The 24,636-nt window shown below is 72.4% G+C and carries 17 protein-coding genes; 13 read left to right on the plus strand and 4 right to left on the minus strand.

Annotated features, from left to right (window positions below; all coding sequences use genetic code 11):
• Positions 1-54: 54 nt before the first annotated feature.
• The 7 genes from AB5J53_RS17890 (at position 55) to AB5J53_RS17920 (ending at position 10,951) form a co-directional block, all read left to right on the plus strand.
• Positions 55-1,512 carry a hypothetical protein gene (locus AB5J53_RS17890; RefSeq protein WP_369246654.1) on the plus strand — a complete coding sequence of 486 codons (1,458 nt, stop codon included), beginning with the start codon at positions 55-57 and terminating at the stop codon, positions 1,510-1,512.
• Positions 1,513-1,526: 14 nt separating this feature from the next.
• A complete protein-coding gene (locus AB5J53_RS17895) occupies positions 1,527-2,543 on the plus strand; it encodes a glutamate ABC transporter substrate-binding protein (RefSeq protein WP_369246655.1) in 1,017 nt (338 codons plus the stop codon).
• 78 nt (positions 2,544-2,621) lie between these two features.
• Entirely contained in the window at positions 2,622-3,953 is a 1,332-nt protein-coding gene (locus tag AB5J53_RS17900; RefSeq protein WP_369246656.1) for a hypothetical protein, read from the plus strand.
• Positions 3,950-6,592, plus strand: a complete 2,643-nt coding sequence (locus tag AB5J53_RS17905; RefSeq protein ID WP_369246657.1) for a tetratricopeptide repeat protein — start codon at positions 3,950-3,952, stop codon at positions 6,590-6,592. Before AB5J53_RS17900 ends, AB5J53_RS17905 begins: the two co-directional genes overlap by 4 nt.
• A gap of 3 nt (positions 6,593-6,595) precedes the next feature.
• The gene (locus tag AB5J53_RS17910) at positions 6,596-8,098 is read left to right on the plus strand and encodes a PP2C family serine/threonine-protein phosphatase (protein WP_369246658.1); all 1,503 of its coding nucleotides are present in this window, start codon (positions 6,596-6,598) and stop codon (positions 8,096-8,098) included.
• Positions 8,099-8,200: 102 nt separating this feature from the next.
• Positions 8,201-9,547, plus strand: a complete 1,347-nt coding sequence (locus tag AB5J53_RS17915; RefSeq protein WP_369246659.1) for a VWA domain-containing protein — start codon at positions 8,201-8,203, stop codon at positions 9,545-9,547.
• Positions 9,548-9,619: 72 nt separating this feature from the next.
• On the plus strand, positions 9,620-10,951 hold the full coding sequence (locus tag AB5J53_RS17920; protein ID WP_369246660.1) for an FHA domain-containing protein: 1,332 nt from the start codon (positions 9,620-9,622) through the stop codon (positions 10,949-10,951).
• A gap of 29 nt (positions 10,952-10,980) precedes the next feature.
• Here AB5J53_RS17920 and AB5J53_RS17925 read toward each other — a convergent pair whose 3' ends face one another.
• Positions 10,981-11,964, minus strand: a complete 984-nt coding sequence (locus AB5J53_RS17925; protein ID WP_369246661.1) for a methyltransferase domain-containing protein — start codon at positions 11,962-11,964, stop codon at positions 10,981-10,983.
• 147 nt (positions 11,965-12,111) lie between these two features.
• Between AB5J53_RS17925 and AB5J53_RS17930 the strand changes: the two genes are divergently transcribed.
• The 6 genes from AB5J53_RS17930 (at position 12,112) to AB5J53_RS17955 (ending at position 21,646) form a co-directional block, all read left to right on the plus strand.
• Entirely contained in the window at positions 12,112-12,525 is a 414-nt protein-coding gene (locus AB5J53_RS17930; RefSeq protein WP_369246662.1) for a globin, read from the plus strand.
• A gap of 278 nt (positions 12,526-12,803) precedes the next feature.
• Entirely contained in the window at positions 12,804-16,073 is a 3,270-nt protein-coding gene (locus AB5J53_RS17935) for an FtsX-like permease family protein (protein ID WP_369246663.1), read from the plus strand.
• A 13-nt stretch (positions 16,074-16,086) separates the two neighbouring features.
• The gene (locus AB5J53_RS17940; protein ID WP_369246664.1) at positions 16,087-18,819 is read left to right on the plus strand and encodes an FtsX-like permease family protein; all 2,733 of its coding nucleotides are present in this window, start codon (positions 16,087-16,089) and stop codon (positions 18,817-18,819) included.
• Between the two features lie 223 nt (positions 18,820-19,042).
• Entirely contained in the window at positions 19,043-20,044 is a 1,002-nt protein-coding gene (locus AB5J53_RS17945) for an ABC transporter ATP-binding protein (RefSeq protein ID WP_369246665.1), read from the plus strand.
• Positions 20,045-20,271: 227 nt separating this feature from the next.
• On the plus strand, positions 20,272-20,973 hold the full coding sequence (locus AB5J53_RS17950) for a FadR/GntR family transcriptional regulator (RefSeq protein WP_369246666.1): 702 nt from the start codon (positions 20,272-20,274) through the stop codon (positions 20,971-20,973).
• 52 nt (positions 20,974-21,025) lie between these two features.
• Positions 21,026-21,646: a TRAP transporter large permease subunit gene (locus AB5J53_RS17955; protein ID WP_369252302.1), complete on the plus strand. Its 621-nt coding sequence runs from the start codon at positions 21,026-21,028 to the stop codon at positions 21,644-21,646.
• Here the strand turns inward: AB5J53_RS17955 and AB5J53_RS17960 are convergent, their stop codons facing one another.
• The 3 genes from AB5J53_RS17960 to ettA are packed head-to-tail and all read right to left on the minus strand — an operon-like array spanning position 21,647 to position 24,426.
• Positions 21,647-22,345 (minus strand): hypothetical protein, encoded by a 699-nt coding sequence (locus tag AB5J53_RS17960; RefSeq protein ID WP_369246667.1) that lies wholly within the window; start codon positions 22,343-22,345, stop codon positions 21,647-21,649.
• Positions 22,342-22,755, minus strand: a complete 414-nt coding sequence (locus AB5J53_RS17965; RefSeq protein ID WP_369246668.1) for an acyl-CoA thioesterase — start codon at positions 22,753-22,755, stop codon at positions 22,342-22,344. Before AB5J53_RS17965 ends, AB5J53_RS17960 begins: the two co-directional genes overlap by 4 nt.
• A gap of 6 nt (positions 22,756-22,761) precedes the next feature.
• Positions 22,762-24,426, minus strand: a complete 1,665-nt coding sequence (ettA, locus tag AB5J53_RS17970; RefSeq protein ID WP_369246669.1) for an energy-dependent translational throttle protein EttA — start codon at positions 24,424-24,426, stop codon at positions 22,762-22,764.
• Positions 24,427-24,636: the final 210 nt, after the last annotated feature.

Below are 24,636 nucleotides of genomic sequence, written 5' to 3' on the forward strand. Positions count from 1 at the left end.
TGCTTCCCGCGCACGGGACGGAGGTGAGCTACGGATGACCATGGGGGAGGTCAAGTGACATACCCGCCGAAGGGCAGTGCGGCGCCACCGGCACCGGCCGGCGCGCCGACGATGCCGGCCGTGCCGCCGCAGGCAGGGCCCGCGGCACCGCGGGGCGGCCCGGCGACGCCGGACGAGGCGCTCACGCGCCGTACGGCATGGGCGGAGGGCGTCGACCGCCTGCGCGCCGCGGCGACGACGGAGCCGGGCCGGCTGCGCATCATCGGCGCCGTCCTCGCCCTCCTGGTCGTCGCGTTCGGCGCGGTCACCGCCTGGCAGATGACGGAGCGTTCGGCCGCCGCGGACGACGTGCTGCACAGCAGCCAGCCGCTGAGCGCGAGCGCCGCCGACATCTACCGCTCTCTCGCCGACGCCAACACGGCGGCCTCCAGCGGCTTCCTCGCCGGCGGCCAGGAGACGAAGGCCTCCCGCGACCGGTACGAGCTGGACATCAAGACCGCCGCCGCGAAGCTGATCACCGCCGCCAACAGCTCGGAGCCGGGCTCCCCCTCGGCGGAGACCATCTCCGAACTGAACAAGCTGCTGCCCGAGTACAAGGGCCTCATCGAGCGCGCCCGCGCCAACAACCGGCAGGGCTACCCGCTCGGCGGCGCCTATCTGCGGTATGCGAACGAGAAGATGCAGCAGCAGATGCTCCCGAAGGCCAAGCACCTCTACGAGCGGGAGAACCAGCGGCTGAGCGCCGACTACGCCGACGCGAAGCCCTACCCGTGGGCCGCCATCGGCCTCGGCGTGCTCGCCCTCGGCGGCCTCGTCTGGGCCCAGCGCCGCAACTACCGGCGTACGAACCGGGTGTTGAACCAGGGCATGGTCGCCGCCACCGCCGCCTCCACGGTGGTGCTGCTGTGGCTCGTCGTCGGGCACAGCGTCGCGCGCGCCGGACTCGACGAGTCGTACGACCACGGGGTCCGCTCACTGAACGTGCTGCACGAGGCCCGGATCGCTTCCCTGAACGCGCGGGGCAACGAGAACCTGACGCTGGTCAGCCGCGGCGCCGAGACCAAGACCCTGGCCGACGGCAAAACGACCGTGGACGTCTTCGACTACGACTTCCAGCAGGACATGAAGACGCTCACCAAGGGCCTGGCCCTGGCGGCGGACCTCGCCGACGACAAGGCGGGCGAGGAGCCCGTGCAGAGCGCCACCGGCAACATGAAGGTGTGGAAGTCCCGCCACAAGGAAGCCCGCGCGGCCGACGACGCGGGCGACTACCAGGGCGCTCTGAACAAGGTGATCGGCTCCAAGAGCGACAAGCCGACGGGCGAGTGCTTCGACGGCGTCGACACGAATCTGGCGCTCGCCCTGAAGCACGAGGAGAGCGAGTTCAAGCAGGCGGCGGGCGACGGCCGGGGCGCGATGACCGGCCTCCCCGTGGGCGCGGCCGTTCTCGCGGTGCTCGCCGCGGCGGGCGCGCTGCTCGGCGTCGGGCGCAGGCTTTCGGAGTACCGGTGAGAGGGGGAGCGGCAATGACGGCACGACGCCTGAGGGCGAGCCTGAAGGGCTGGGGCGGCGTGGGCGCGATGGCCGTCGCCTGCGCCCTCGCCGTGGTCTTCGCGCTGCTGCTGCCGCTGAGCAACGCGCGCGGGGACGGCAGCACGGACATCGGCGGTCAGGGGGTGGCCCAGGGCACCCAGGTGAAGGACGACACCTGCACGGATCCGCAGGACCAGAGCCTCTCCCCGTCCAGTGACGAGAGCGGCACGACGATCACGGCCATCAAGAAGCGCGGCTATCTATCGGTCGGCGTCGACCAGAACAGCTACCGCTGGGGCTACCGCGATCCGAACAGCACGAAGAAGAGCAGCGACCTGGAGGGCTTCGACATCGATCTCGCGCACGAGATCGCGAAGGAGATCCTCGGCGACCCGAACGCCGTCCGGTTCCACGCCATCCCCACCATCCAGCGCATCCCGGCGATCAAGAGTGGCCAGGTCGACATGGTGGTCCGCACCATGACGATCAACTGCGACCGCCTCAAGGACGTCGCCTTCTCCGCCCCCTACTTCCTCACCGGCCAGCAGGTCCTGGCCCCGAAGGCCTCGGACATCAAGGGGTACGACAAGTCCCTGGCGAACAAGCGGATCTGCTCGGCGGACGGGTCCACCGCGTACGACAAACTGAAGGCGGACCAGGACCACGGCAAGCTAGCCTCCACCGCCGACATCAAGGACACCGTCCCCAACCAGCTCGACTGCCTGGTGCGGCTGCAGCTCGGCGAGACGGACGCCGTCGTGACCGACGGCGCGCTCGCCGCGAGCCAGGCCGCGCAGGACCCGACAGTGGAGCTCAAGGGCGACCGCTTCACGACCGAGTACTACGGCGTGGCAATGAAGAAGGACGCCCTCGATCTGGTACGCCGGGTCAACCAGGTCCTCGTGGACTACCGCAAGAGCGGCTGGCGCACCTCGTACGACAAGTGGCTGTCGCCGTCCCTGGGCGCGGACTCCGAGTCGGCGAACCCGCCCGCGGCGAAGTACAAGTAACCGACCTGATACGACTGGAGAGTTACCCGCGCGCACCGGACAGGCGCACAGGGAACGACGGAGAGCGAGAGGTGATCGATGGGCGTCACGGGACCCCCCGGGCCGGTGATGGACCGGGACGAGGTGGACCGTGCGCTGGCGCGGCTCGGCGCGGAGCACGAGGCCATCGAGACCTCGCTCCTCGCCCTGCAGGACCACGCGGGCCGCAGACTCCTGGAAGGCGCCGCGCTCACGGGCACGACCAAGGAGCGCTGGACGTCCGCGGAGGCGTCGATCACCTTGCTGTGGGCGTACTTCGACGCGTACACGGACGCGCTGCGCTCCGCCCGCGACATCCGCTCCCGCAGACGCTGGTCCAGCCGTGACGACCTGGTCGAGCTGACCGAGCTGCTGCGCGGCGAGAGCGTCACGGTCGCGGGCAGCGCCACCGCCACGGCGAACGCGCCGACACTGGCCGGCAGCAGCAAGCTCAGCGAGCAGTTCTCGCTGGCCGCGCTGGTGGAGCGGATGAACGAGCTGTACGCGTCCTCGCTCGACATGGTCGTCGCCGCGGACGCCGTATGGTCCGCGCTGCCCGCCCGGATCGATTTACTGGCCGCGGAGCTCGGGCGCACCCGCCAGCTCGCGCACTCCGTGGGCGTACGCCCCGGCGAGCACCCGGCGGGCGACGACCTGGAGCGGATCACCCGGACGCTCACCACGCTGCGTGAGCGTGTCGTCTCCGATCCGCTGGCCTTCTGGGTGCCCGCTCAAGGGAGTTCGGCTCCCGGCGGCGGACGCCCGGACACGACGACGTACGACCGCGAGGCGCGCGCCCTGGAGGAGGTGCGCCGGGAGATCGACGCGGTGCTCACCGTCCGGCAGGACGCGGAGGCGCGGCTGGTGAAGCTGCGGGACGTCCTCAGCCGCGCGGACCGCACACTCGCCGAGGCGCGCAGCGCCCGCGGTGAGGTGCTGGCGAAGATCGCCGCGTCGGAGGTGCCAGCCGTGAGCGGTCCGCCGACCGCGCTGCAGGAGCAGCTGGCGACGGCCGCCGACTACCGCAGACACGCGCAGTGGCACCGCCTCTCCCCGCTCCTGGAGTCGTTGGAGGAGAAGGCGGAGGACGAACTCCTGCGCGCCCGCGAGTCGTTGACCGCGGTCACCGCGCCGCTGGCGGTCCGCGCGGAGCTGCGCGGGCGCCTCGACGCGTACAAGGCGAAGGTCGCCCGGCACGGCCTGGCGGAGGACCCGTTCCTCGTCGAGCGCTACGACGCGGCGCGGCGCATGCTGTGGAGCGCGCCCTGCGATCTGCGCGTCGCGGAGGAGGCGGTGCTGCGCTACCAGCGGGCGGCCGCCGACCTGTTGAGCCCGCGGGTGCCCGAGCAGGGCGGGCCGAATGACCGGGTGGACCGGAGGGGGGAATCGTGAGTCAGCAGGCTGTGGGTGGACAGCAGAAGTGCCAGCGGCCCGGTTGCTCGGGGTCGTACGAGGACGTGGGCGGCGGCGAGCTGTACTGCGACACGTGCGGTCTGGCCCCGGTGGTCTCGGCGAACGGCATGGTGGGCTCGCCCCCGACCGGGATCACGGCGGGCGGGAAGAGTTCCCGTGGCTCCAACAGCAGTAGCGCGCGCAGCAGTTCGCGGGCGAGTTCGCGCAGTTCGTCGCGCTCCTCGCAGTCGCGGCGCTCGGTCTCCGGGCGGCTGTCGCGCTCGCTGTCGGGCAGCTCGACGGGCCGCTCGGTGTCGGTCCGAAGCTCCGGTTCGACCGCCGGTTCCTCCGGGCGCGGCCGGCTCGGTGCCGGCCTGGTCGAGGTCCCGGACGTGCCGCGGCCCGACCCGCGCGAAATGGTCCTGGAGAACCCTGAGGTCCCCGAGCGGAAGCGATTCTGCTCACGCTCCGACTGCGGGGCTCCGGTGGGCCGTTCGCGCGGCGAGCGGGCCGGGCGCACCGAGGGGTTCTGCACCAAGTGCGGCCACCCGTACTCGTTCGTGCCGAAGCTGCACACGGGCGACATCGTGCACGGCCAGTACGAGGTCGTGGGCTGTCTCGCGCACGGCGGGCTCGGCTGGGTCTATCTCGCCGTCGACCGCGCGGTCTCCGACCGCTGGGTGGTCCTCAAGGGCCTCCTCGACACCGGCGACCAGGACGCGATGGCGGCGGCGATCTCCGAAAGGCGCTTCCTCGCCGAGATCGAGCACTCCAACATCGTGCGGATCTACAACTTCGTCGAGCACCTCGACCAGCGGACGGGTTCGCTGGACGGGTACATCGTCATGGAGTACGTCGGCGGCAAGTCGCTGAAGGAGATCGCCAACGGCCGCCGCACGGCGGACGGCAAGCGGGACCCGCTGCCCGTGGAGCAGGCCTGCGCGTACGGCATCGAGGCCCTGGAGGCCCTCGGCCATCTGCACAGCCGCAACCTGCTGTACTGCGACTTCAAGGTCGACAACGCGATCCAGACCGAGGACCAGCTCAAGCTGATCGACATGGGCGCGGTGCGCCGGATGGACGACGACGAGTCGGCCATCTACGGCACGGTGGGCTACCAGGCGCCGGAGGTGGCCGAGGTCGGCCCGTCGGTCGCCTCCGACCTGTACACGGTCGCCCGCACCCTCGCCGTCCTCACCTTCGACTTCCAGGGCTACACGAACGTGTTCGTGGACTCCCTGCCCGACCCGGACAACATCGAGGTCTTCCGCCAGTACGAGTCCTACTACCGGCTCCTGGTCCGCGCCACCGACCCCGACCCGGCCCGCCGCTTCGCCTCCGCGCAGGAGATGTCCGAGCAGCTGACCGGTGTGCTGAGGGAGGTCGTGTCCCTCCAGACGGGGCGGGCCCGCCCGGCGCTGTCCACCCTGTTCGGGCCCGAGCTCAAGGTCACGGACACGGAGTTGTTCGGGAAGCTGGACAGCGACGTGTCGCGGCTGGGGGCTCGGGTGGTGCCGACGGGGCGCCGCCGCGGGGCGCTTGCCGCGGGCAACGGCTCGGTTTCTTCCGGCGCAGCTGGCGTCGTGCTGCCGGGCGGCGGAGCCGCGAGTGCGGTGGGCGGCGGAGCCGCTGGTTTCCTGCCCGGCGGGGCCGGGAGTGCGGGCAGCGGAGCCGCCGGTGTCCACGGGGGCCTGGTCAAGCCCGTGCCGGCCGCCGCCTCCGCGCTGGCGCTGCCCATCCCCCGGGTGGACCCGAGCGACCCCAACGCGGGCTTCCTCGCGGGGCTCATGGCGTCCGCGCCCGGGGAGCTGATCACGGCGCTGCACGCGGCGCCCACCGGCTCACTGGAGCTGCGGCTGCGTGAGCTGCGGGCCCGCCTGGAGATGGGGGAGCTGAACAGCGCGGCCAGGGCGATCGAGGCGCTGGAGGCGGACCACCCCGACGACTGGCGGGTGGTCTGGTACCGGGGCGTCGCGGCGCTGGCGACCGGGGAGTACGAGATCGCGGCGCTGTCCTTCGACGCGATCTACGACGCCTTCCCCGGCGAGCCCGCGCCCAAGCTGGCCCTCGGCCTGTGCGCGGAGGTGCTCGGGCAGCTGGACAACGCCGCCGAGTACTACCGCCTGGTGTGGACGACCGACCCCAGCTATGTGAGTTCGGCGTTCGGCCTGGCCCGCGTGCAGCTCGCCTCGGGCGACCGCCGCGGCGCCGTACGCACGCTGGAATCGGTACCGGAGTCGTCGATCCACTACACGGCGGCGCGGGTCGCGGCCGTACGGGCGCGGCTGCGGCAGCGGATGGCCGAGGAGGCGGCTGCCGCGCCGTTCCTGGACGATCTGACAGCGGCGGCCGGACAGGTCGAAGCCCTCGACGGATACGGTCTCGACGCGGTGCGACGCGAGCAGTTGTCCACAGAAGTCCTTGGTTGCGCGCTGGACTGGGTACTCTCCGGTAGCCAGGGTTCCGCTCCGGCTTCCGGAGGCGGACATGTGCTGCTCGGCAGCAAGCTGGACGAGCGCGGCCTCCGCTTCGGACTCGAGCGTTCGTACCGGACGCTGGCCCGGCTCGCGCAGGGCGGCGAGGAGAGGATCGACCTGGTGGAACGTGCGAATCGTTACCGCCCCCGGACGTGGGTGTGATTGATGTCCCAGATGCCCCAGCCGACGGCCCTTTCGCGGTGCCCCAGTTGCGAGGAGCCACTGGAGGCGGGCGACCGTTTCTGCGGCGCGTGCGGGTACGACCTGTCGGCGGTGCCCGCACCGCCGGCTGACAACCCCACGATCACCATGAACGGCACCTCACCGCTGCCCCCTTCGGCCGTCGCGTCCCTGGACTGGCCCCTCGCGCCGGAGGTGGACAGCTCCGACACGCCGGCGCCGGCGCACCGGGCCACGGACATCCGGGGCACGGATTCGGGCGGCTCCGAACTCCCGCACGCCACGGGTGAGCACCCGCACACTGCGGGTGACCTCCCGCATGCCACGGGCGAGCTCCCGCAAGCTGCCGGTGACCTCCCACAAGCCACGGGTGACCTCCCCCATGGCACCGGTGACCTTCCGCACGCGGTCGCCGCGCACGCCGCCGGTCCGCCCGAGCCTCCTTCGGGCGTACGGTTCGACCGGCCCTCGGAGCCCGACGAGTACCCGCTGGCTCCCCCGGCCGCCGGAGCCCCGGCCCCCGAGGCTCCCGCCGACCCCCGCACCGCCGACCTCGCGACGCCTCCCGCGGGCACCAAGATGTGCGTCGCCTGCCGTGCGGGCAGCGTCGACAGCGACGGCTACTGCGAGAACTGCGGGCACGCGCAGCCGCGCGAACGCGACCACATGGAGCAGGAGTTGGGCGCGGTCGCCGCGGTCAGTGACCGTGGCCTGCGCCACCATCGCAACGAGGACGCGTTCGCGATCTCGTCCACCGCGCTGCCCGACGGCCAGCCCGCGGTGGTCGCGATCGTCTGCGACGGCGTCTCCTCGGCGACCCGCCCGGACGAGGCCTCGCTCGCCGCGTCCCGCGCGGCCAACGAAGCACTGCTGGAGGCCCTGCCGCTCGGCACGCACCCGCAGCAGGCGATGCACGACGCGATCGTCGCCGCCGCGGAGGCCGTCAACTCGCTGGCCGACGCCTCCACCTCGCAGGGCGAGCACGCGCCCCATGTGAACGCGCCCGCCTGCACCCTCGTCGGCGCCGTCGTCACCCCCACCCTGCTGATCGTCGGCTGGGTCGGCGACAGCCGTGCCTACTGGGTGCCCGTCGACCGGAGTTCGCTTCCGGCCCGGCTCACCGAGGACGACTCGTGGGCCGCGCAGATGGTCGCCGCGGGCCTGATGAACGAGGCGGAGGCGTACGCCGACGAGCGCGCCCACGCCATCACGGGCTGGCTCGGCGCGGACGCGTACGAACTGGAGCCGCACACCGCTTCCTTCAAGCCGGACCGGCCAGGTGTAGTGGTGGTGTGCACCGACGGGCTGTGGAACTACGCGGAGGCGGCCGAGGACATGGCCGAGGTCGTGCCCCTCGACGCCGCCGAAAGGCCCCTTCACAGCGCCCAGGTCCTTGTCGGCCACGCCTTGGACGGCGGGGGCCACGACAACGTAACAGTGGCCGTCCTGCCGTTCCCTGCCCCGTCGCAGGGGGCAGGATCGGCCTGAGGCCGCGAACGAACGGGGACGGCCTGGGACCGGAGGGGACCGGTCCGCATACAGTCATCACCTCCGTCAACTACCGGAGGCTTTGAGGGGGACAGAGAAGGCATGGCCAATTTCTCGAAGTCGAACGTGCCGCAGTTCTCGGTCGACGTGTACCAGAACGAGTACCTGCCCGAAGGCGGCCGTGAGGTCAACGCGATCGTCACGGTGAGCGCGACCGGCGGCGGCACCATCGGAAGCGCGGTCGGAGCGCCGCACCTGTACACGGCGGGCCAGGGCCCCGACGCGGCCGTGGCGATCACGGTCGACTGTTCGGGCTCGATGGACTACCCGCCGACCAAGATGCGCAACGCCCGCGACGCGACGGCCGCGGCGATCGACACCCTGCGCGACGGTGTGCACTTCGCGGTGATCGGCGGCACGCACATCGCCAAGGAGGTCTACCCGGGGGGTGGACGGCTCGCGGTCGCCGACGACCGGACCCGCGACCAGGCCAAGCAGGCGCTGCGCAAACTGAGCGCGGGCGGCGGTACGGCGATCGGCACCTGGCTGCGCCTCGCCGACCGACTGCTGTCCTCGGCGGACGTCTCGATCCGGCACGGCATCCTGCTCACCGACGGCCGCAATGAACACGAGTCACCGGAGGACCTCAAGGCCGCCCTCGACTCCTGTGCCGGGCGGTTCACGTGTGACGCGCGTGGAGTGGGCACCGACTGGGAGGTCAAGGAGGTCACCGGGATCGCCTCGGCGCTGCTCGGCACCGCCGACATCGTCGCCGATCCGGCCGCCCTGTCCGCCGACTTCACACAGATGATGGAGACGGCCATGGGCAAGGAGGTCGCGGACGTCTCCCTGCGGCTGTGGACGCCCGTGGGCACCGCGATCAAGTTCGTCAAGCAAGTCGCGCCCACTGTCGAGGAGTTGACCGACCGTCGCTCCGAGGCGGGCCCGCGCGCCGGCGACTACCCCACCGGCTCCTGGGGCGACGAGTCCCGCGACTACCACGTGTGCGTCGAGGTCCCCTCGGCCGAGGTCGGCCGGGAGATGCTGGCCGCCCGGGTCTCGCTGGTGATCCCGCAGGGTGACGGCAGCGTGCAGAACCTCGGCGCACAGGGTCTCGTACGGGCCGTGTGGACCGACGACATGGTGGCCTCGACCTCGATCAACCCGCAGGTCGCGCACTACACGGGTCAGGCGGAACTTGCACAAGTCATCCAACAGGGACTGGATCTGCGTAAATCGGGAGATGTCGATGGGGCAACGGCCAAGCTGGGACGTGCCGTTCAGCTCGCCAGCGCCTCCGGCAACGCCGATACTGCGAAACTGCTTGCGAAGGTGGTGGACGTGGTCGACGCCGCGGCAGGTACTGTGCGATTGAAGGCGAGGGTCGAAGAAGCCGATGAGATGACCCTCGAAACACGGTCCACAAAGACTGTTCGTGTAAAGAAGTAGCGAGCCCGGTTCCCGCGGGGAGCCGGAGAAACCCGGTCATAACGGCCGGAAAGGAAAGGGGGAAGCGCCGACATGCCGACCTGCCCGAACGGACACCAGTCGGGTTCCGACGACTGGTGCGAGGTCTGCGGTCACCGCATGGCCGGTGCCGTGCCCCCGCCACCTCCCCCGCCGCCGCCCGCCGCCGGTTACGGCTATCCGCCGCCGGGCTCGCCACCGCCGCCGCCCGGCGCCGGTGGACCCGGTGGCCCCGGTGGCCCCGGTGGGCGCCCGCACCTCTCCGCCGTGCCCGATCCCGAGCCCGAGCTCTGCCCGCAGTGCCGTACGCCCCGCGAGGGCGCCGCGCCGTTCTGCGAGGAGTGCCGGTGGAACTTCCTGACCAACACCGCGACCTCGTACACCCCGGCCGCGCCACGTCCGCCGGCGCCCGCACCCGGGACGCACGGGAACCCCGGTGGCCCTGGTGGCCCCGGGGGTCCTGGTGGTCCGAATCCGGCGCTGCGGTTCCAGCAGCAGGGGCCGGGACAGCCCACCGGTCCCGGAGCCGGGCCCGGTCATGACCCGTTCGAGTACCAGAGCTCGCGGCCCTCGCAGATGAACCGGCCCGCCGAGCCGATTCCGCCGGGTCCGCCCGCCCCGCCGTTCGGTACCGGCGGCCCGTCGGGCTTCGGTGGCGATCCCTCGGGCTTCGGTGGCGATCCCTCGCGCCCGGTTCCGCCGCCGCCCGGGCCGACGCCCGGAGGCCCCGGCGCCCCACAGGCCTTCACCCAGCAGCCCGCCTCGCCGGCGTTCCCGCCGCAGGCACCCGCGCGCGGCGGCCCGTCCTACGGCGGCGGTGACGACGACTGGGTGATCTCCCCGCCGTCGGCCGGTTCGCCCGGCGGCGGTCCCGGTGGTCCGAACGGTCCCGGCGGGGGCCAGGGCGGCGGTTACGGCTACCCGCAGTCCGGCTCGACGCAGGCCCCGCCCGGTCCCCGGCCCCCCTACCAGCAGCAGCCGCTGTCCTGGACGGCGACGATCGGGCCCGACCGCGAGTACTTCATGGCGATGATGCAGCGCTCCGGCCCCGAGGCCGCGGGCCTGAACCTGCCCGCGTACTCGCCGGAGCAGCAGCGCCCGCTCACCGGCAACCAGATCACGATCGGCCGCCGTCGGCACTCCACCGGCGACACCCCGGACATCGATCTGTCGGTGCCCCCGGAGGACCCGGGCGTCTCGCACCAGCACGCGGTCCTGGTCCAGCAGCCGGACGGCAGCTGGGCGGTCGTCGACCAGAACTCCACGAACGGGACCACGGTCAACGGCGGCGAGGAGCCCATCCAGCCCTTCGTACCGGTTCCGCTCCAGGACGGCGACCGGGTGCACGTCGGCGCCTGGACGACGATCACCATCCGGCGCGGCTGACCCTCCGGCACGGCCGACCACCGCAGGGGTTACGGCAGCGGCCAGGCGTACGGCCCTTCGGGGTCGTCCAGCCACGCCCAGGCGCGCTCGCCGCTGACCGTGATCCCGTACCGCTCGCGCACCGGCTGGTTCTCGCGCTCCCACAGCGTGTAGGCCTCGTAGGGGTCGAGACGCCCCGCCGTCAGGGTCAGCAGGAACCGGAACAGCTCGTGGCCCCTGGCCCGGCGCGGCAGCCCGCCCAGGTGCTGCGGCTCCGGCTGCTCGGGCCGGATCCCGCCGCGGAGGGGCACGAAATACGCGGGCGTGTGCAGGAAGCGCCCCTCGGCGTGCCCGGCGTCCCGGACGCGCAGCGCGATCAGGCCCGTCGCGAACGGCGCGAGGATACGGGCGCCCGGGTTGCACTGGGGAAGCCAGGCGTGCGGGATCGAGGTCAGCGTGCAGGTGGCGATGATCCGGTCGAAGGGGGCGCGCTCGGGGACGCCGCGGGCGCCGTCGCCGGTGACGACGGTGGGGTGGTACCCGGCGGTGTCCAGGTGCCGCCGTGCCGATTCGGTGATCTCCGCGTCGAGGTCGATCGTGGTCACCAGGTCCTCGCCCAGGCGGTGGGCGAGCAGGGCCGCGTTGTAGCCGGTGCCGGCGCCGATCTCCAGGACGGCGTCCCCGTCCCGTACCTCCAGTTCGGTGAGCATCTTCGCCATCAGCGACGGCTGGCTGCTGGAGGACACCAGTTCGCCGTCGCGCACCCGGGTGGCCAGCGGGGCGTCCGCGTAGGCGCCGCGGATCCAGCGCTCCCGGGCCCGCATGTCGGGGTCCTCGCCCCACACGCGCTCGAAGCCGCCCACGACGCCGACGTAGTAGTACGGCACGAAGAGGTGGCGCGGGACCGCCTCGAACGCCTCCCGCCAGACCGGGTCGGCGTCCCAGGCGCCGCTCCTGTCGATCTCGCGCACGAGGGCGGCCCGCGCCAGGGTGGCGAGGTCGTCCAGGTCGTGGTCGAGAGCGTGCGCGCTCATATCTCCACTGTGCTGCGGGACGGGCCACGAGGCGAGCGCCGGACTCGGCCGATCCGGACTGGGCCGTTCGGGTCGGACCGCGTCGGAATCGGCCCCTGTCGGGGAGTGGTCCTAAGCCTTGAGTCCTCCGCCGCCCCGTCTGAGACCATGGTTGATGTGAAAGAGATTCGGCGCGGCACGCTTCAGGAGCAGACCTTCTACGAGCAGGTCGGCGGCGAGGAGACCTTCCGGCGCCTCGTGCACCGTTTCTACGAGGGAGTCGCCGAGGACCCGCTGCTGAAGCCCATGTATCCCGAGGAGGACCTGGGCCCGGCCGAAGAGCGCCTCACGCTGTTCCTGATCCAGTACTGGGGCGGCCCGACGACCTACAGCGAGAACCGCGGCCACCCCCGGCTGCGGATGCGCCATGCCCCCTTCACGGTCAACCAGGCCGCGCACGACGCCTGGCTCAAGCACATGCGCGTCGCCGTCGAGGAGCTCGGCCTCTCCGAGGAGCACGAGCACACGCTGTGGAACTACCTGACGTACGCGGCGGCTTCGATGGTGAACACGGCGGGCTGAACACGGCCGCACCCGCGTACGGCTGTTGACGTCCGTCTACCGCCGGCGCCCATCGGCTCGCACCACTGCCGACATCCATCGACCGCCGGCGTCCATCGGCTCGTACCACTGCCGACCTCCATCGGCTCCTGACGGCTGACGCGCGCATTCCGGTCGTCCGGCGCCGGATTCCGGTCACAATCCGGTCAAGCCCGCGCCACAAACGCTTACCCGGGGCCCGCCCCCTCTGACAGCATCGCGCGAAGGTCCGGAGATCCGGGACTACGGCGGGGGGCCGGGTGACGGGGTTCGTCTTACTGCGTGCGCGGGCGCACCGCCTGCTGCTGGCCGCCGCGCTGCTCACCGTCCTGCTGACGACGGCGGTGCTCTCGACCCTCACGGCGTACTCCGGCGCGATCGGCGACGCCTCCCTGCGGCACGCGCTCCAGGACCCCGGCAACGCCGTCGACACCGCGCTGATCGTCCGGGCCGGCGTTCCCGCGGAGCAGCGCGAGGCCGCCGACAGCGCCGTACGCAAGGGCGCCCGGCAGACCTTCGACGGGTTTCCGGTGACCCTGCGCACGCTGGTGCGCTCCGGCCCGTACGCGCTGCCTCGCTCCTTGCAGGCGCCCGCCGAACGGTCGGGCGACCCGGATCTCACCCACTTCGCCGCCCTCGACCGTACGCAGGTGCGGGTAACGGCCGGGCGGCTGCCTGGCGCGTCCGGCGGCGGTCCGGTCATCGACGTGGCGCTGCCCGAGAGCGCCGCGGGCCGCCTCGGGATGAAGCCCGGCGCGCGCCTCACCCTCGTCGACCGGCTCGGCGGCCCGAAGGTGCGCGTCCGGCTCACCGGTCTGTACCGACCCGCCCGGCCCACGGCGCCCTACTGGCAGTTGGACGAGCTGGGCGGCCGCGGGATCAACAAGGTCGACTTCACGACGTACGGGCCACTGCTGGCCGATCCAGCCGTCCTCGCCGGTGGCCGGGTGAGCGCCGGGGAGTCCGCGTGGCTGGCGTCCGCCGACTTCTCGACGCTGACGCCCGACCGGATCGGCGCCCTGCGGGACGCTGCCCGCGCGGGGCAGCGGGGGCTGCGCAAGGACGCGGCCCTGAGCGGGACGACGGCGGTGGCGACCTCGCTGCCCGAGGTGCTGGACAGTGTCGAGCGCTCGCTGCTCGTGTCGCGCTCGACGCTGCTGATCGTCGCGTTGCAGCTCGCGCTGCTCGCCGGGTACGCGCTGCTCCTGGTCGCCCGGCTGCTGAGTGCCGAACGGACGGGCGAGACACGGGTACTCCGGGCGCGCGGGGCTTCGCGCGCCCGGGTCGGGGGGCTCGCCGCGCTGGAGGCGCTGCTGCTCGCCGTGCCCGCGGCGCTCTGCGCGCCGCTGCTGGCAGGGCCGTTGACCCGACTGCTCGCCGGGCAGGGCGCGTTGGCGAGGATCGGGCTGCGCCTGGACACCTCGGACGGGCGCGGCGGGGTGTGGCTGGTCGCGGCGGGAGTGGCGCTGGGGTGCGCGCTCGCGGTGACGGTTCCGGCGCTCACTTCCCGGGACGAGGCCGAGGGGCGGGCACGCTCGCTGCCCGCTCCGGTGCGCGCGGGCGCGGACGTCGGCCTGCTGGTGATCGCGGGTGTCGCGTACTGGCAGCTGGACCGGCAGACCTCCGGTGCCGTCGGCCACACCGGTTCGGGCGCGCTCGGCATCGATCCGCTCCTGGTCTCGGCTCCCGCCCTCGCCCTGCTCGCCGGGACCGTGCTCACCCTGCGGCTGCTGCCGCCGGTGGCCCGGCTCGCCGAACGCCGTGCCACGAGCGGACGCGGGCTGCCCGCCGCCCTCGCGGGCTGGCAGCTCAGCCGCCGCCCGATGCGCGGCGCTGGCCCGGTCCTGCTCCTCGTCCTCGCCGTCGCCATGGGGATGCTCGCGATCGGCCAGGGCGCCTCCTGGGACCGCTCGCAGGACGACCAGGCAGACTTCCAGGCCGGTACCTCCGTCCGCGTACTCGCCGCTGACGACGGCGAGTTGGGCCAGGCCGGGACGTACGCGGCACTCCCGCACGTCCGCGCGGCCGCACCCGCCGTCCGTACGACCCTGCCGCTGTCCGGCAGCCGTACGGCGACGGTGCTGGCGCTGGACACGGCACACGCGGCGGACGGTGTGCTGCTGCGGAGCGATCAGGCCGACCGCCCGGTGCGGCCGCTGGTGGCGGGGCTCGGCCCGAAGGGTGCGACCGCGGGCACACCGCTCCCGAAGGGCGCGACTCGGCTCGGCATGACGGCGCGGGTGGACAGCAACGGCGGCGGGGAGGGGACGAGCGTGGACGTGTCGGTCACGCTGGAGGACCGCTACGGGACGCCGTACGCGATACGGCTCGGCGGGCTCCCCGCAGACGGAGGGGTGCACGCGCTCGCGCTGGACCTGGCGCCGACCGCCGGCCCCTTGACGCTCACCGGACTGCAACTGGACATGACCCAGCCCACCGACACGGCACAGCAACACCTGTTCTCCGTCGAGGAGTTGAACGCGGTCGGCGCCGACGGCAAGGAGCGGCGGCTGTCGCTGCCCACGGCCTGGAAGGCGGCGTCGCGGACCAACAGCACGACGGGCTCGCCCAACGCGTCCACCCGCCCGACGCCCCCGCGGGTGGAGAAGTCCTCGGACAAGGCCCTGTCCGTCCGCTACGGCACCGGCTACGTCCCGCACGATTTCGCCTGGCAGATCACGTCGTTGACGGTTCGTCTGCAAGTGGTCCAGCCCGAAGTGCCGGAGGTCACCGCGGTCGCGACCGACCGCTTCCTGAAGTCGGCGGGCGCCCGGACCGGGCAGCAGGTGGACGTGCCGCTCGGCGGCGAGACGGTGCCGGTGCGGATCGTGGAGAGCGTAAGGGCGCTGCCGACGACCGGGGCCGGGTCGGGCACCGAAGGGGAGCCGGACGGCGGGGCGCTGCTGATCGATCTCCGGTCCGTGAACCGGGTGTTGGAGGACGGCTACGGGCAGAGCGTCGCGCCCACCGAGTGGTGGCTGCGGACCGCGCCCGGCCAGGCGGCGAGCGTCGCGGCGGCCGTTCGGGAGCGGCCCGACATCGAGCCCACGCAGGTCGTCGTGCGCGACGAGATCGCGGACCGGCTGCGCGACGACCCCTTCGGCGCGGGCCCCGAGGCCGCGTTCGCCGCGGCGGCCGTGGTGGCGGCGGCCCTGGCTGCGGTCGGTTTCGGGGTCAGCACCGCCGGGTCGCTGCGGGAGCGCGGGGCCGAGTTCGCGGTCCTGCGGGCGCTGGGCGCCCCGCGCCGTCAGCTGGCCCGGCTGATCGCCGCCGAGCAGGGGGTCCTGGTGACCCTGGCGGTGGTGGTGGGCGTCGCCCTGGGCGCGGTGCTGACGCGGGCGGTCGTCCCGCTGATCGTGCTGACCTCCGACGCCACCCGGCCGATCCCCGGGGTCCTGGTAGAACTCCCCCTCGCGCACGTCGCCGTACTGCTGGCCGCCGTGGCCGTCACACCGCTGGCCATCACGGCGTTCCTGGCACTGCACCGCCCGGACCCGGCGAGTTCACTGCGCCGGCAGGGGGGTGAGTGACATGGCCGGGACCATGACGACCGCAGTGGCTCCTTGGGTGCGTACGCGACTGCGGGCCGCACCCGGGGCGGCGCTCGCCCTGGCCCTGCTCGTCGCGCTGACCGCGTGTCTGGCCGCCGCCTTCCCGCGGGCCGTCGACCGGTACGAGGACGCGGGCCTGCGTCGGATCCTCGGCGACGCGACGGCCCGGAAGACCATCGTCCAGGTGTACGCCCCGCAGCCCGGCGTCGAACTCCCGCAGCCGGAAAGGGAACAGGCCCTGCGCGGGGCCGCCCTGCGCACGGCGTACGCGAAGGTGCTGGACGCCGTCGAACGCCCCCTCGTCGCCGACCCGGCCCAGTCCTCGTACGGGGTCCGCACCGCCAACCCCACGGCCGCACTGGACGGTTGGCTGCCCCAGCCGACCGGCCTCCCCGCGCGCATGTCGCTCACCGCGCAGAACGGCCTCGCCGACCACGCCCGGCTGCGCTCGGGGCGCCTGCCGCGTGTGACGGGCCCGGTGACCGCGGCGACGGCCGAGGTGGAGGCCGCCGTCACCGCCGAGACGGCGAAGACCCTGCGGATCAAGGTGGGCTCGGTGATCCACCTCCCCGGCGTCGAGCGCGCCCCCTTGTCCGTACGGGTCACCGGCATCGTCGTCCCGCGCGAACCCGGCGGCGCGTACTGGACGGCCATGCCCGTCCTGCGCAAGCCCTCCCTGATGCAACTGCCCACCCCGGGCGGCCCGCCGGACAAGTACTGGCTCGGCGGACTGCTGCTGCCGCCGGACGCGGCGCCCGCGATGCTCGGCACGCCCGGAAAACCGGAACGCTACTGGCAGTTGGCGCCCGACACCTCCATCCTCACCGCACACGAGGTGCCCCGCCTGACCTCCGCGATCGCCGCGCTGGAGACGGGCCCGGGCCTGGGACGGATACGGGGGCGCATCGATCCACTCGCGGACGCGACCACCGACCTGGACGACGTGGTGAAGTCGTTCAGCCAACTGCGCTCGGGAATCGGCCCGTTGGTGGCGGTGGCCGCCTTCGGCACGGGCACGGTCGCCGCGGTCGTCCTGCTGATGGCGGGCGGCCTCGCCGTCGACCGTCGCCAGGCGGAACTGGCCCTGCTGCGCGCCCGCGGCGGTTCGCTGCGTGGCGTGTCGGGAAGGCTGCTGGCCGAGACGGCGGTGGTCGCGGTGCCCGCGGGCGCGCTGGGGCTCGGCGCCGCGCTGCTCGCGGTCCCGGAGGGCCGCCGCTCGTACGCGGCGGCGGCCGCCGTCACGGTGACGCTCCTGGCCTGCGCCACCCTGCCTGTGCGGGCCGCCCTCGCCCACCGTGCCGTACGCGTCCACGGGGCCCGCCAGGACCTGACTGCGGTACGTCCCTCACGGCGCCGTACGGTCGCGGAACTGACTCTGCTGGTGCTGGCGTCGGCGGCGGTGGTGGCGCTGCGACGCCGGGGCGCCTCGGAGGACCAACTGGTCGCCCTGGCGCCGGTGTTGGTGGGCGTCATCGCCGCGCTGGTCCTGGTGCGGCTCTACCCCCTGCCGCTGCGGCGCCTGTCCCGGCCGGCCGGACGGCTGCGCGGCGCGGTCACCCACCTCTCACTGGCGCGCGCCGGCCGCACCTCCGCCTCCACGGTCCTGGCCCTCCTCACCGCCCTCACCACCGCGGCCTTCGGCGGTTCGGTCCTCGCCGGCGTCCACGCCGCCCGTGACCACGCCGCCCTCCTCACCACCGGCGCGGACGCCCGCATCGAGGCGACCCACCCCCTGCCGTCCGCCCTGCCCGAACAGCTCCGCCGCACCCCGGGCGTACGCGACGTCACCCCGGTGAGCATCGCCTACCAGGCCCGGACGGGAGAGGGCTCGGGGACGGAGCAGGAGACGGTGGCGATGGTGGGGGTGGAGCCGGGGGCGTATGCGCGGCTGGCTCGGGGTGTGGGGTTCGGGGGGTTCTCGGGGACGGAGTTGAGGTCTCCTGGCTCGTCCGGCAGCTCCGGCGAGACGCCGCTGCCCGCCCTCGCCTCCCCCGCCGTAGCCGACCGCTACGGTACGCGGCCGTTCCAGGTGCGGCTGGAGGACGGCAGTCACGTCACCGTGCGGATCTCCGTCGTGCGGGAGCGGACCCCGGCCGTCTTCGACATGGACTTCCTGGTCGTGGACCGCGCGGGTCTCGGCGCCCGGCCCGCGCGCCCGACCGCGCTGCTCGTGACCGGCGACCACCTCGACGGAGGTGCGCTGCGCAAGGCCGCGGGCACCGGGGTGGACGTACGGCTACGGGCGGAGGAGGAGGCGCGGTACGTGGACTCGCCGTTGCAGACCGGCGCCGAGCGGATCTACACGGCGGCGGTCGCGGCGGGCGCCGGGTACGCCGTACTGGCCCTGCTGCTTTCCCTCGTACGCGCCGCCCCCGAGCGCGCCGCGCTCCTCGCCCGCCTGCGCACCATGGGGCTCACGCGCGCCCAGGGCCGCCGCCTCCTCGTCCTGGAAGCCCTGCCGCAGGCTCTCCTCGCGGCAGCGGGCGGCGCGCTCACGGGCTGGGCGACCATCCGTCTGCTCTCCCCCGGCATCGACCTGACGGCCATCGCGCTCGCCACCCACAGCTCCCCGTCGGCAGACGCCCCACTCCGCACGGACCCGGCCTCCTTGCTCCTCCCGTCCCTGACCGTCCTCGCCCTCGCGACGGGCATCGCGGCGGCACAGGCGTGGTGGACGGGGAGACGGGGTTCGGTACGAGAACTGAGAGCGGGGGACGGCCGATGAGGTCCGACACCACGGCTGGCGCAGCCGCGGGTACGCGCCCCACACGGGGCGACAGCCCACCCTCGGCGGCCGTAGCCGTGGGCCTGGGTGCCAGTAGGGGCTTCGGCCGTCCCAGGGAGAGCGGCGCCCTGCAAGCGTCGGCCGGCGCACCCACCCCGAGCCCAGCCCCAGCGCCGGGCACCCCCTCGACAAGCGTCCCCATGAGCCCCGCCGGAGGCAGGCGATGACCACCACCGATCCCACCTTCGCCGACCTCGCCCAGCGCGCCGCCGCCCACCGGGACCGCCCCGCCTACGGCCATGACGCCTTGATCACCTGTGACCGTCTGGTCCGGATCTTCTCCACGGACGGTGTGGAGGTCCAGGCGCTCCAGGGCCTCGACCTCCTGGTCCGCGAGGGCGAGTTGATGGCTCTGGTGGGCGCGTCGGGCAGCGGCAAGTCGACGCTGATGAACATCCTGGCCGGCCTGGACACGCCCACCGCGGGCGCGGCGAAGGTCGCGGGCCGCGACCTGCTCACGATGGGCGCGAAGGACCGCCTGCGCTACCGCCGGGAGGTCGTCGGCTTCGTCTGGCAGCAGACGTCCCGCAACCTCCTCCCCTACCTGACGGCAGCCCAGAACGTCGCCCTACCGATGCAGCTCTCGGGCTCCGGCTCGGGTTCCGGCTCCGGCTCCGGCTCCGGCAAAGGCCGCCGCAGTCACCGCCGCGCGCAGTCCGAACGAGCCCTGGAACTCCTGGAGTTGCTGGACATCGCCGACTGCCGCAACCGCCGCCCGCATCAGATGTCCGGCGGCCAGCAACAGCGTGTCGCCATCGCCGTGGCTCTCGCCAACGCCCCCGCGGTCCTCCTCGCCGACGAACCCACCGGCGAACTCGACTCCCACACCGCGGAGCAGGTCTTCGCCGCCTTCCGCACCGCGAACGAACACCTCGGCACCACCATCGTGATCGTCACCCATGACCAGGCGGTGGCCGGCGAGGTCCGCCGCACGGTCGCCATCCGCGACGGCCGCACCTCCACGGAGGTGCTGCGCCGCACCGAGGTCGACGCGGCCACCGGCCAGGAAGCGGTGGTGGCCCGCGAGTACGCGATGCTCGACCGCGCCGGCCGCCTCCAGCTCCCCGCCGAGTACACCGAGGCCCTGGGCATGCGCGACCGCGTGGCGCTGGAACTGGAGTCGGACCACATCGGCGTATGGCCGGACGACAGCGAGCACGAGTGATCCACTGCCGTAACCGAACAGCCATCACACCGAGGTATTGACGCACCCCGACCCCGGTGTCATGGTTACCCGCATCGAGACATCAGATGTCTGACGTCAGAGCTCCAGATCAACAGAGATGGCTCTCGTCCAGGGTCGTCCTCACCCGGGAAAAATCCCTGCCGGCAGTCCCTGATGACAGACTTCTGAATCGCCACTGCCCGTACCCGCCCGCCGGAGGCCCAACGATGTCGCTCTCCGAAGATCTCGCCGAGCGCCTGCTCAGCGCGATCATCGACGGCACCTACCCGCCGGACGCCGCCCTCCCCCCGGAGGCCGAGCTCGCCGAGCAGTCGATGGTGAGCCGTCTGACCGTCCGTGAGGCGGTGAAGCAGCTGCGCGCGCAGAACGTCGTACGGGTGGTGCGCGGCCGCGGCACATACGTGAACCCGCCGGACCGCTGGACCGCACTGGAGCCCGTGATCCGCGCAGCGTCCCGCTCCTCCCACACCTCGCTCTCCGAGCGGCTCATCGAGGCCCGCCGCCTCATCGAGAACGGCGCGACCGAGCTCGCTGCGGTCCGGCGCAGCGATACCGACCTCGCCGAGCTGCGCGAGCACCTCGCCGCGATGCGGGACGCCGCCGACGCAGGCGACACGGAGCAGTTCGTGCAGGCCGACATCGACTTCCACGACACGGTGATGCGGGCGACCGGCAACCTCTTCGTCCCGCTCCTCTTCGAGCCCTTCGGCCCCCTCCTCGCCGAGGGCCGCCGCGAGACCTCCGCGGTCCCGCAGATCCGCGTCAACGCCATCGCCCACCACGAGGCGGTCCTCGCCGCCCTGGAGTCCGGTGACCCGGACAAGGCCCGCGAGGCGATGAACGCCCACATGAACCAGACGGCGAACGACTACCGCACACACGTACTGAAAACGACAGACCCGTCGTAGCTGTGGGCGATCGTGCCCGGCGGCCGCACCGCTCGCCCCAAGGCTCCTCAGCCTGGCCGGCACCCTCGGCCAGAACCTCCTCGCCGAGGGGTCCATCCTCCGCGCCGTCCTCAGGGTCCTCGGCGCCCCCATGGTGGCCCTGCTCCTCGACGTCGCCCTGTGCGCCTACTTCCTGGGCGCCCGCCGCGGCTGGGACCGCACCCGCATCGCGAACGTCATGACCTCGGCTCTCCCGCCGGTGGCCATGGTGATCCTGGTGGCGGGCGCGGGCGGCGTCTTCGGCAAGGTGCTGGTGGCGAGCGGCATCGGCGACGCGATCGCCGACGTACTGGACCGGACGGGTCTGCCCGCTCTCTTCCTGGCCTTCCTGATGGCGCTCGCCCTGAGCGCAGCCCAGGGTTCGACGACAGTGGCCCTGATCACCACGGCGGGCATCCTCACTCCGCTGCTGCGGCGCGCCGACCTGTCCACCGGCCAACTCTCCCTGGTCGCCCTGGCGATGGGCGCGGGCGGCCTCTCCGTCTCGCACATCAACGACGCGGGCTACTGGATGTTCACCAAGCCGGCCGGCCTGGACGTGACGACGGGCCTGCGCACGCACGGTCCTGACGACCACGATGGGCGTGATGGGCTTCGGCCTCACCGCGGCCCTGTGGCCCCTCGTCTGAGGTGATCAGCGGACGCTGACGTCCAACGCCCCAAGTCCCGCCCTGCGTACGGCGATCGACCCGTACGGCGTACGCAGCCGGAGCCACGCGCCCGACGAGTACAGCCCCAACTGGACCTCGTCGGGTGCGGCTTGGCGCCCGGGGTCCCGGGACCGCAGGAATCCCAGCGACTGCGCCGCGTGCGCGGCCCGAACCGGAAGTCCGGTGTCGCCGATCGGCCGGGACCAGATCTCCCGCCCGATACGGTCGAGTTCGGCGCGGGTACGCAGCTCGGGCGCCAACTCCTGTGTACGGGACCGGAATTCGGCGACCGCGGCGGCGACCATCGCGCGTACGGCGTCCGGGACGGGCAGTCCCGGCTCCTGCCGCCAGCCGCCACGGGGCGGCAGCACCCCGGCCCACGGCGGCCCGGTGACGGCCTGCGGTACCGCGGCCGTGGCCGCCGACTCGTCGATGGACTCAAGGAGTTCACCGGCCGAGACGGTCACGTCGAGGGTGACGTCCAGCCCGTTCTCGTACGGCTTGGCGAGGCGCGCCGTACGGATGGCGAGGACCTCGAAGGACGGCGGGCGCCCGAAGACCGCGAGGGCGGTCCCGGCGGCCTGCAGCCGTACCGCCGCCGCCCGGTCGTAATGGATCAGCCGGGCGAGGAACGCGGCGAGGTCCGCCGCCTCCCCCGCGTCGGTGAGGTGCAGGACGGTCATGCCGCGACGGCCTCGTCGGCCTTGTCGTCCCGGTACTCCTCCAGGAACTCCCGCTCCTCGGCGGTGATGCGGCGCGGGCGCTGGGTCTCGAAGTCGAACGGCACGATCACGGTCGAGGCCCGGACGTACACCTGGTCCGGATCCTTGACCTCGTACGTGATCGTGAACGCCGCCGCCCGGATCTCGGTGATCCACAGCTCGATGTCCACCGGGGTATGCCGGTGGATCAGCTGCCTCTTGTAGTCGATCTCATGGCGCGCCACCACGGACCCCTGCTTGAAGTCCTTCTCCGGGCGGAACAGGAAGTCGATGCGCGCTTCCTCCAGGTAGCGGAGGAAGACCACGTTGTTGATGTGGCCGTACGCGTCCATGTCCGCCCAGCGCAGCGGGCAGCGGTAGAGATGCCGCAAGATCGATCAGCCCCGGGTCAGCTTCTTGTAGGTGGCACGGTGCGGGCGCGCCGCGTCCGGGCCGAGCCGCTCGACCTTGTTCTTCTCGTACGACTCGAAGTTGCCCTCGAACCAGAACCACTTGGAGTCGCCCTCGTACGCGAGGATGTGCGTCGCGACCCGGTCCAGGAACCACCGGTCGTGGGAGACGACCACGGCCGCGCCCGGGAACTCCAGCAGCGCGTTCTCCAGGGAGGACAGCGTCTCGACGTCGAGGTCGTTGGTCGGCTCGTCGAGGAGCAGCAGGTTGCCGCCCTGCTTGAGGGTCAGCGCGAGGTTGAGGCGGTTGCGCTCACCACCTGAGAGGACACCGGCCGGCTTCTGCTGGTCCGGGCCCTTGAAGCCGAAGGCGGAGACGTAAGCCCGCGAGGGCATCTCGACCTGTCCGACATTGATGTAGTCGAGCTCGTCCGAGACGACGGCCCACAGCGACTTCTTCGGGTCGATGTTCTCGCGGCTCTGGTCGACGTAGGAGATCTTGACGGTGTCGCCGACCTTGATCTCGCCGGAGTCCGGCGTCTCCAGCCCCTGGATCATCTTGAAGAGGGTGGTCTTACCGGCACCGTTCGGGCCGATGACGCCGACGATCCCGTTACGCGGCAGCGTGAAGGAGAGGTCGTCGATCAGAACCTTTTCCCCGAAGGCCTTGGAGAGGTTGTTGACCTCGACCACGATGGAGCCCAGGCGGGGGCCCGGCGGGATCTGGATCTCCTCGAAGTCCAGCTTCCGCATCTTGTCCGCCTCGGCGGCCATCTCCTCGTAGCGGGACAGCCGCGCCTTGGACTTGGCCTGCCGGCCCTTGGCGTTGGACCGCACCCACTCCAGCTCTTCCTTGAGCCGCTTGGCGCGCTTGGCGTCCTTCTGGCCCTCGACCTTGAGGCGGGAGGCCTTCTTGTCGAGGTACGTGGAGTAGTTGCCCTCGTAGGGGTGCGCACGGCCGCGGTCCAGTTCGAGGATCCACTCGGCGACGTTGTCGAGGAAGTACCGGTCGTGGGTGACGGCGACAACGGTGCCGGCGTACTTCGCGAGGTGCTGCTCCAGCCACTGCACGGACTCGGCGTCCAGGTGGTTGGTGGGCTCGTCGAGGAGCAGCAGGTCGGGCGCCTCGATCAGCAGCTTGCACAGGGCGACACGGCGGCGCTCACCACCGGAGAGGTTGGTGACCGGCCAGTCGCCGGGCGGGCAGCCCAGGGCGTCCATGGCCTGCTCCAGCTGGGCGTCGAGGTCCCACGCGTTGGCGTGGTCCAGGTCGTCCTGGAGCTTGCCCATCTCCTCCATGAGCGCGTCCGAGTAGTCGGTCGCCATCAGCTCGGCGACCTCGTTGAAGCGCTTGAGCTTGCCCATGATCTCGGCGGCGCCGTCCTGGACGTTCTCCAGCACGGTCTTGGACTCGTCGAGCGGCGGCTCCTGCAGCAGCATGCCGACGCTGTACCCGGGCGACAGGAACGCGTCACCGTTCGAGGGCTGCTCGAGACCAGCCATGATCTTCAGAACAGTGGACTTACCGGCGCCGTTCGGGCCGACCACACCGATCTTCGCACCCGGCAGGAAGCTCAAGGTGACGTCGTCGAGAATCACCTTGTCGCCGTGCGCCTTGCGCGTCTTGCGCATGGTGTAAATGAACTCAGCCAAGAGAAACCGTCCGGACGCTTGAAATCGGCAGTGGGCAGATACACCCCATCTTGCCTGACGGCTACCCCTCGAAGGAAACCCGTATCATCCGGGGGCCGTGACCTGGACGTACGCCGAACCCGTCCGTAGACGACCTGTCACTGGCCGTCGCCCCCGGTGGCTGCCGAGCGACTTCGCACGGCCCAGGGACGGCCTCGCGCGAGCTGCGTT

It is taken from the genome of Streptomyces sp. R41, from assembly GCF_041053055.1.
GTDB lineage: Bacteria > Actinomycetota > Actinomycetes > Streptomycetales > Streptomycetaceae > Streptomyces.

Bases quoted from the DNA above. Each gene is read 5' to 3' on its own strand.
- AB5J53_RS17960 (WP_369246667.1), bottom strand. From the start codon at position 22,345: ATGACCGTCCTGCACCTCACCGACGCGGGGGAGGCGGCGGACCTCGCC.
- AB5J53_RS17915 (WP_369246659.1), top strand. From the start codon at position 8,201: ATGGCCAATTTCTCGAAGTCGAACGTGCCGCAGTTCTCGGTCGACGTG.
- AB5J53_RS17925 (WP_369246661.1), bottom strand. From the start codon at position 11,964: ATGAGCGCGCACGCTCTCGACCACGACCTGGACGACCTCGCCACCCTG.
- AB5J53_RS17895 (WP_369246655.1), top strand. From the start codon at position 1,527: ATGACGGCACGACGCCTGAGGGCGAGCCTGAAGGGCTGGGGCGGCGTG.
- AB5J53_RS17920 (WP_369246660.1), top strand. From the start codon at position 9,620: ATGCCGACCTGCCCGAACGGACACCAGTCGGGTTCCGACGACTGGTGC.
- AB5J53_RS17945 (WP_369246665.1), top strand. From the start codon at position 19,043: ATGACCACCACCGATCCCACCTTCGCCGACCTCGCCCAGCGCGCCGCC.
- AB5J53_RS17910 (WP_369246658.1), top strand. From the start codon at position 6,596: ATGTCCCAGATGCCCCAGCCGACGGCCCTTTCGCGGTGCCCCAGTTGC.
- AB5J53_RS17950 (WP_369246666.1), top strand. From the start codon at position 20,272: ATGTCGCTCTCCGAAGATCTCGCCGAGCGCCTGCTCAGCGCGATCATC.
- AB5J53_RS17900 (WP_369246656.1), top strand. From the start codon at position 2,622: ATGGGCGTCACGGGACCCCCCGGGCCGGTGATGGACCGGGACGAGGTG.
- AB5J53_RS17930 (WP_369246662.1), top strand. From the start codon at position 12,112: ATGGTTGATGTGAAAGAGATTCGGCGCGGCACGCTTCAGGAGCAGACC.
- AB5J53_RS17940 (WP_369246664.1), top strand. From the start codon at position 16,087: ATGACGACCGCAGTGGCTCCTTGGGTGCGTACGCGACTGCGGGCCGCA.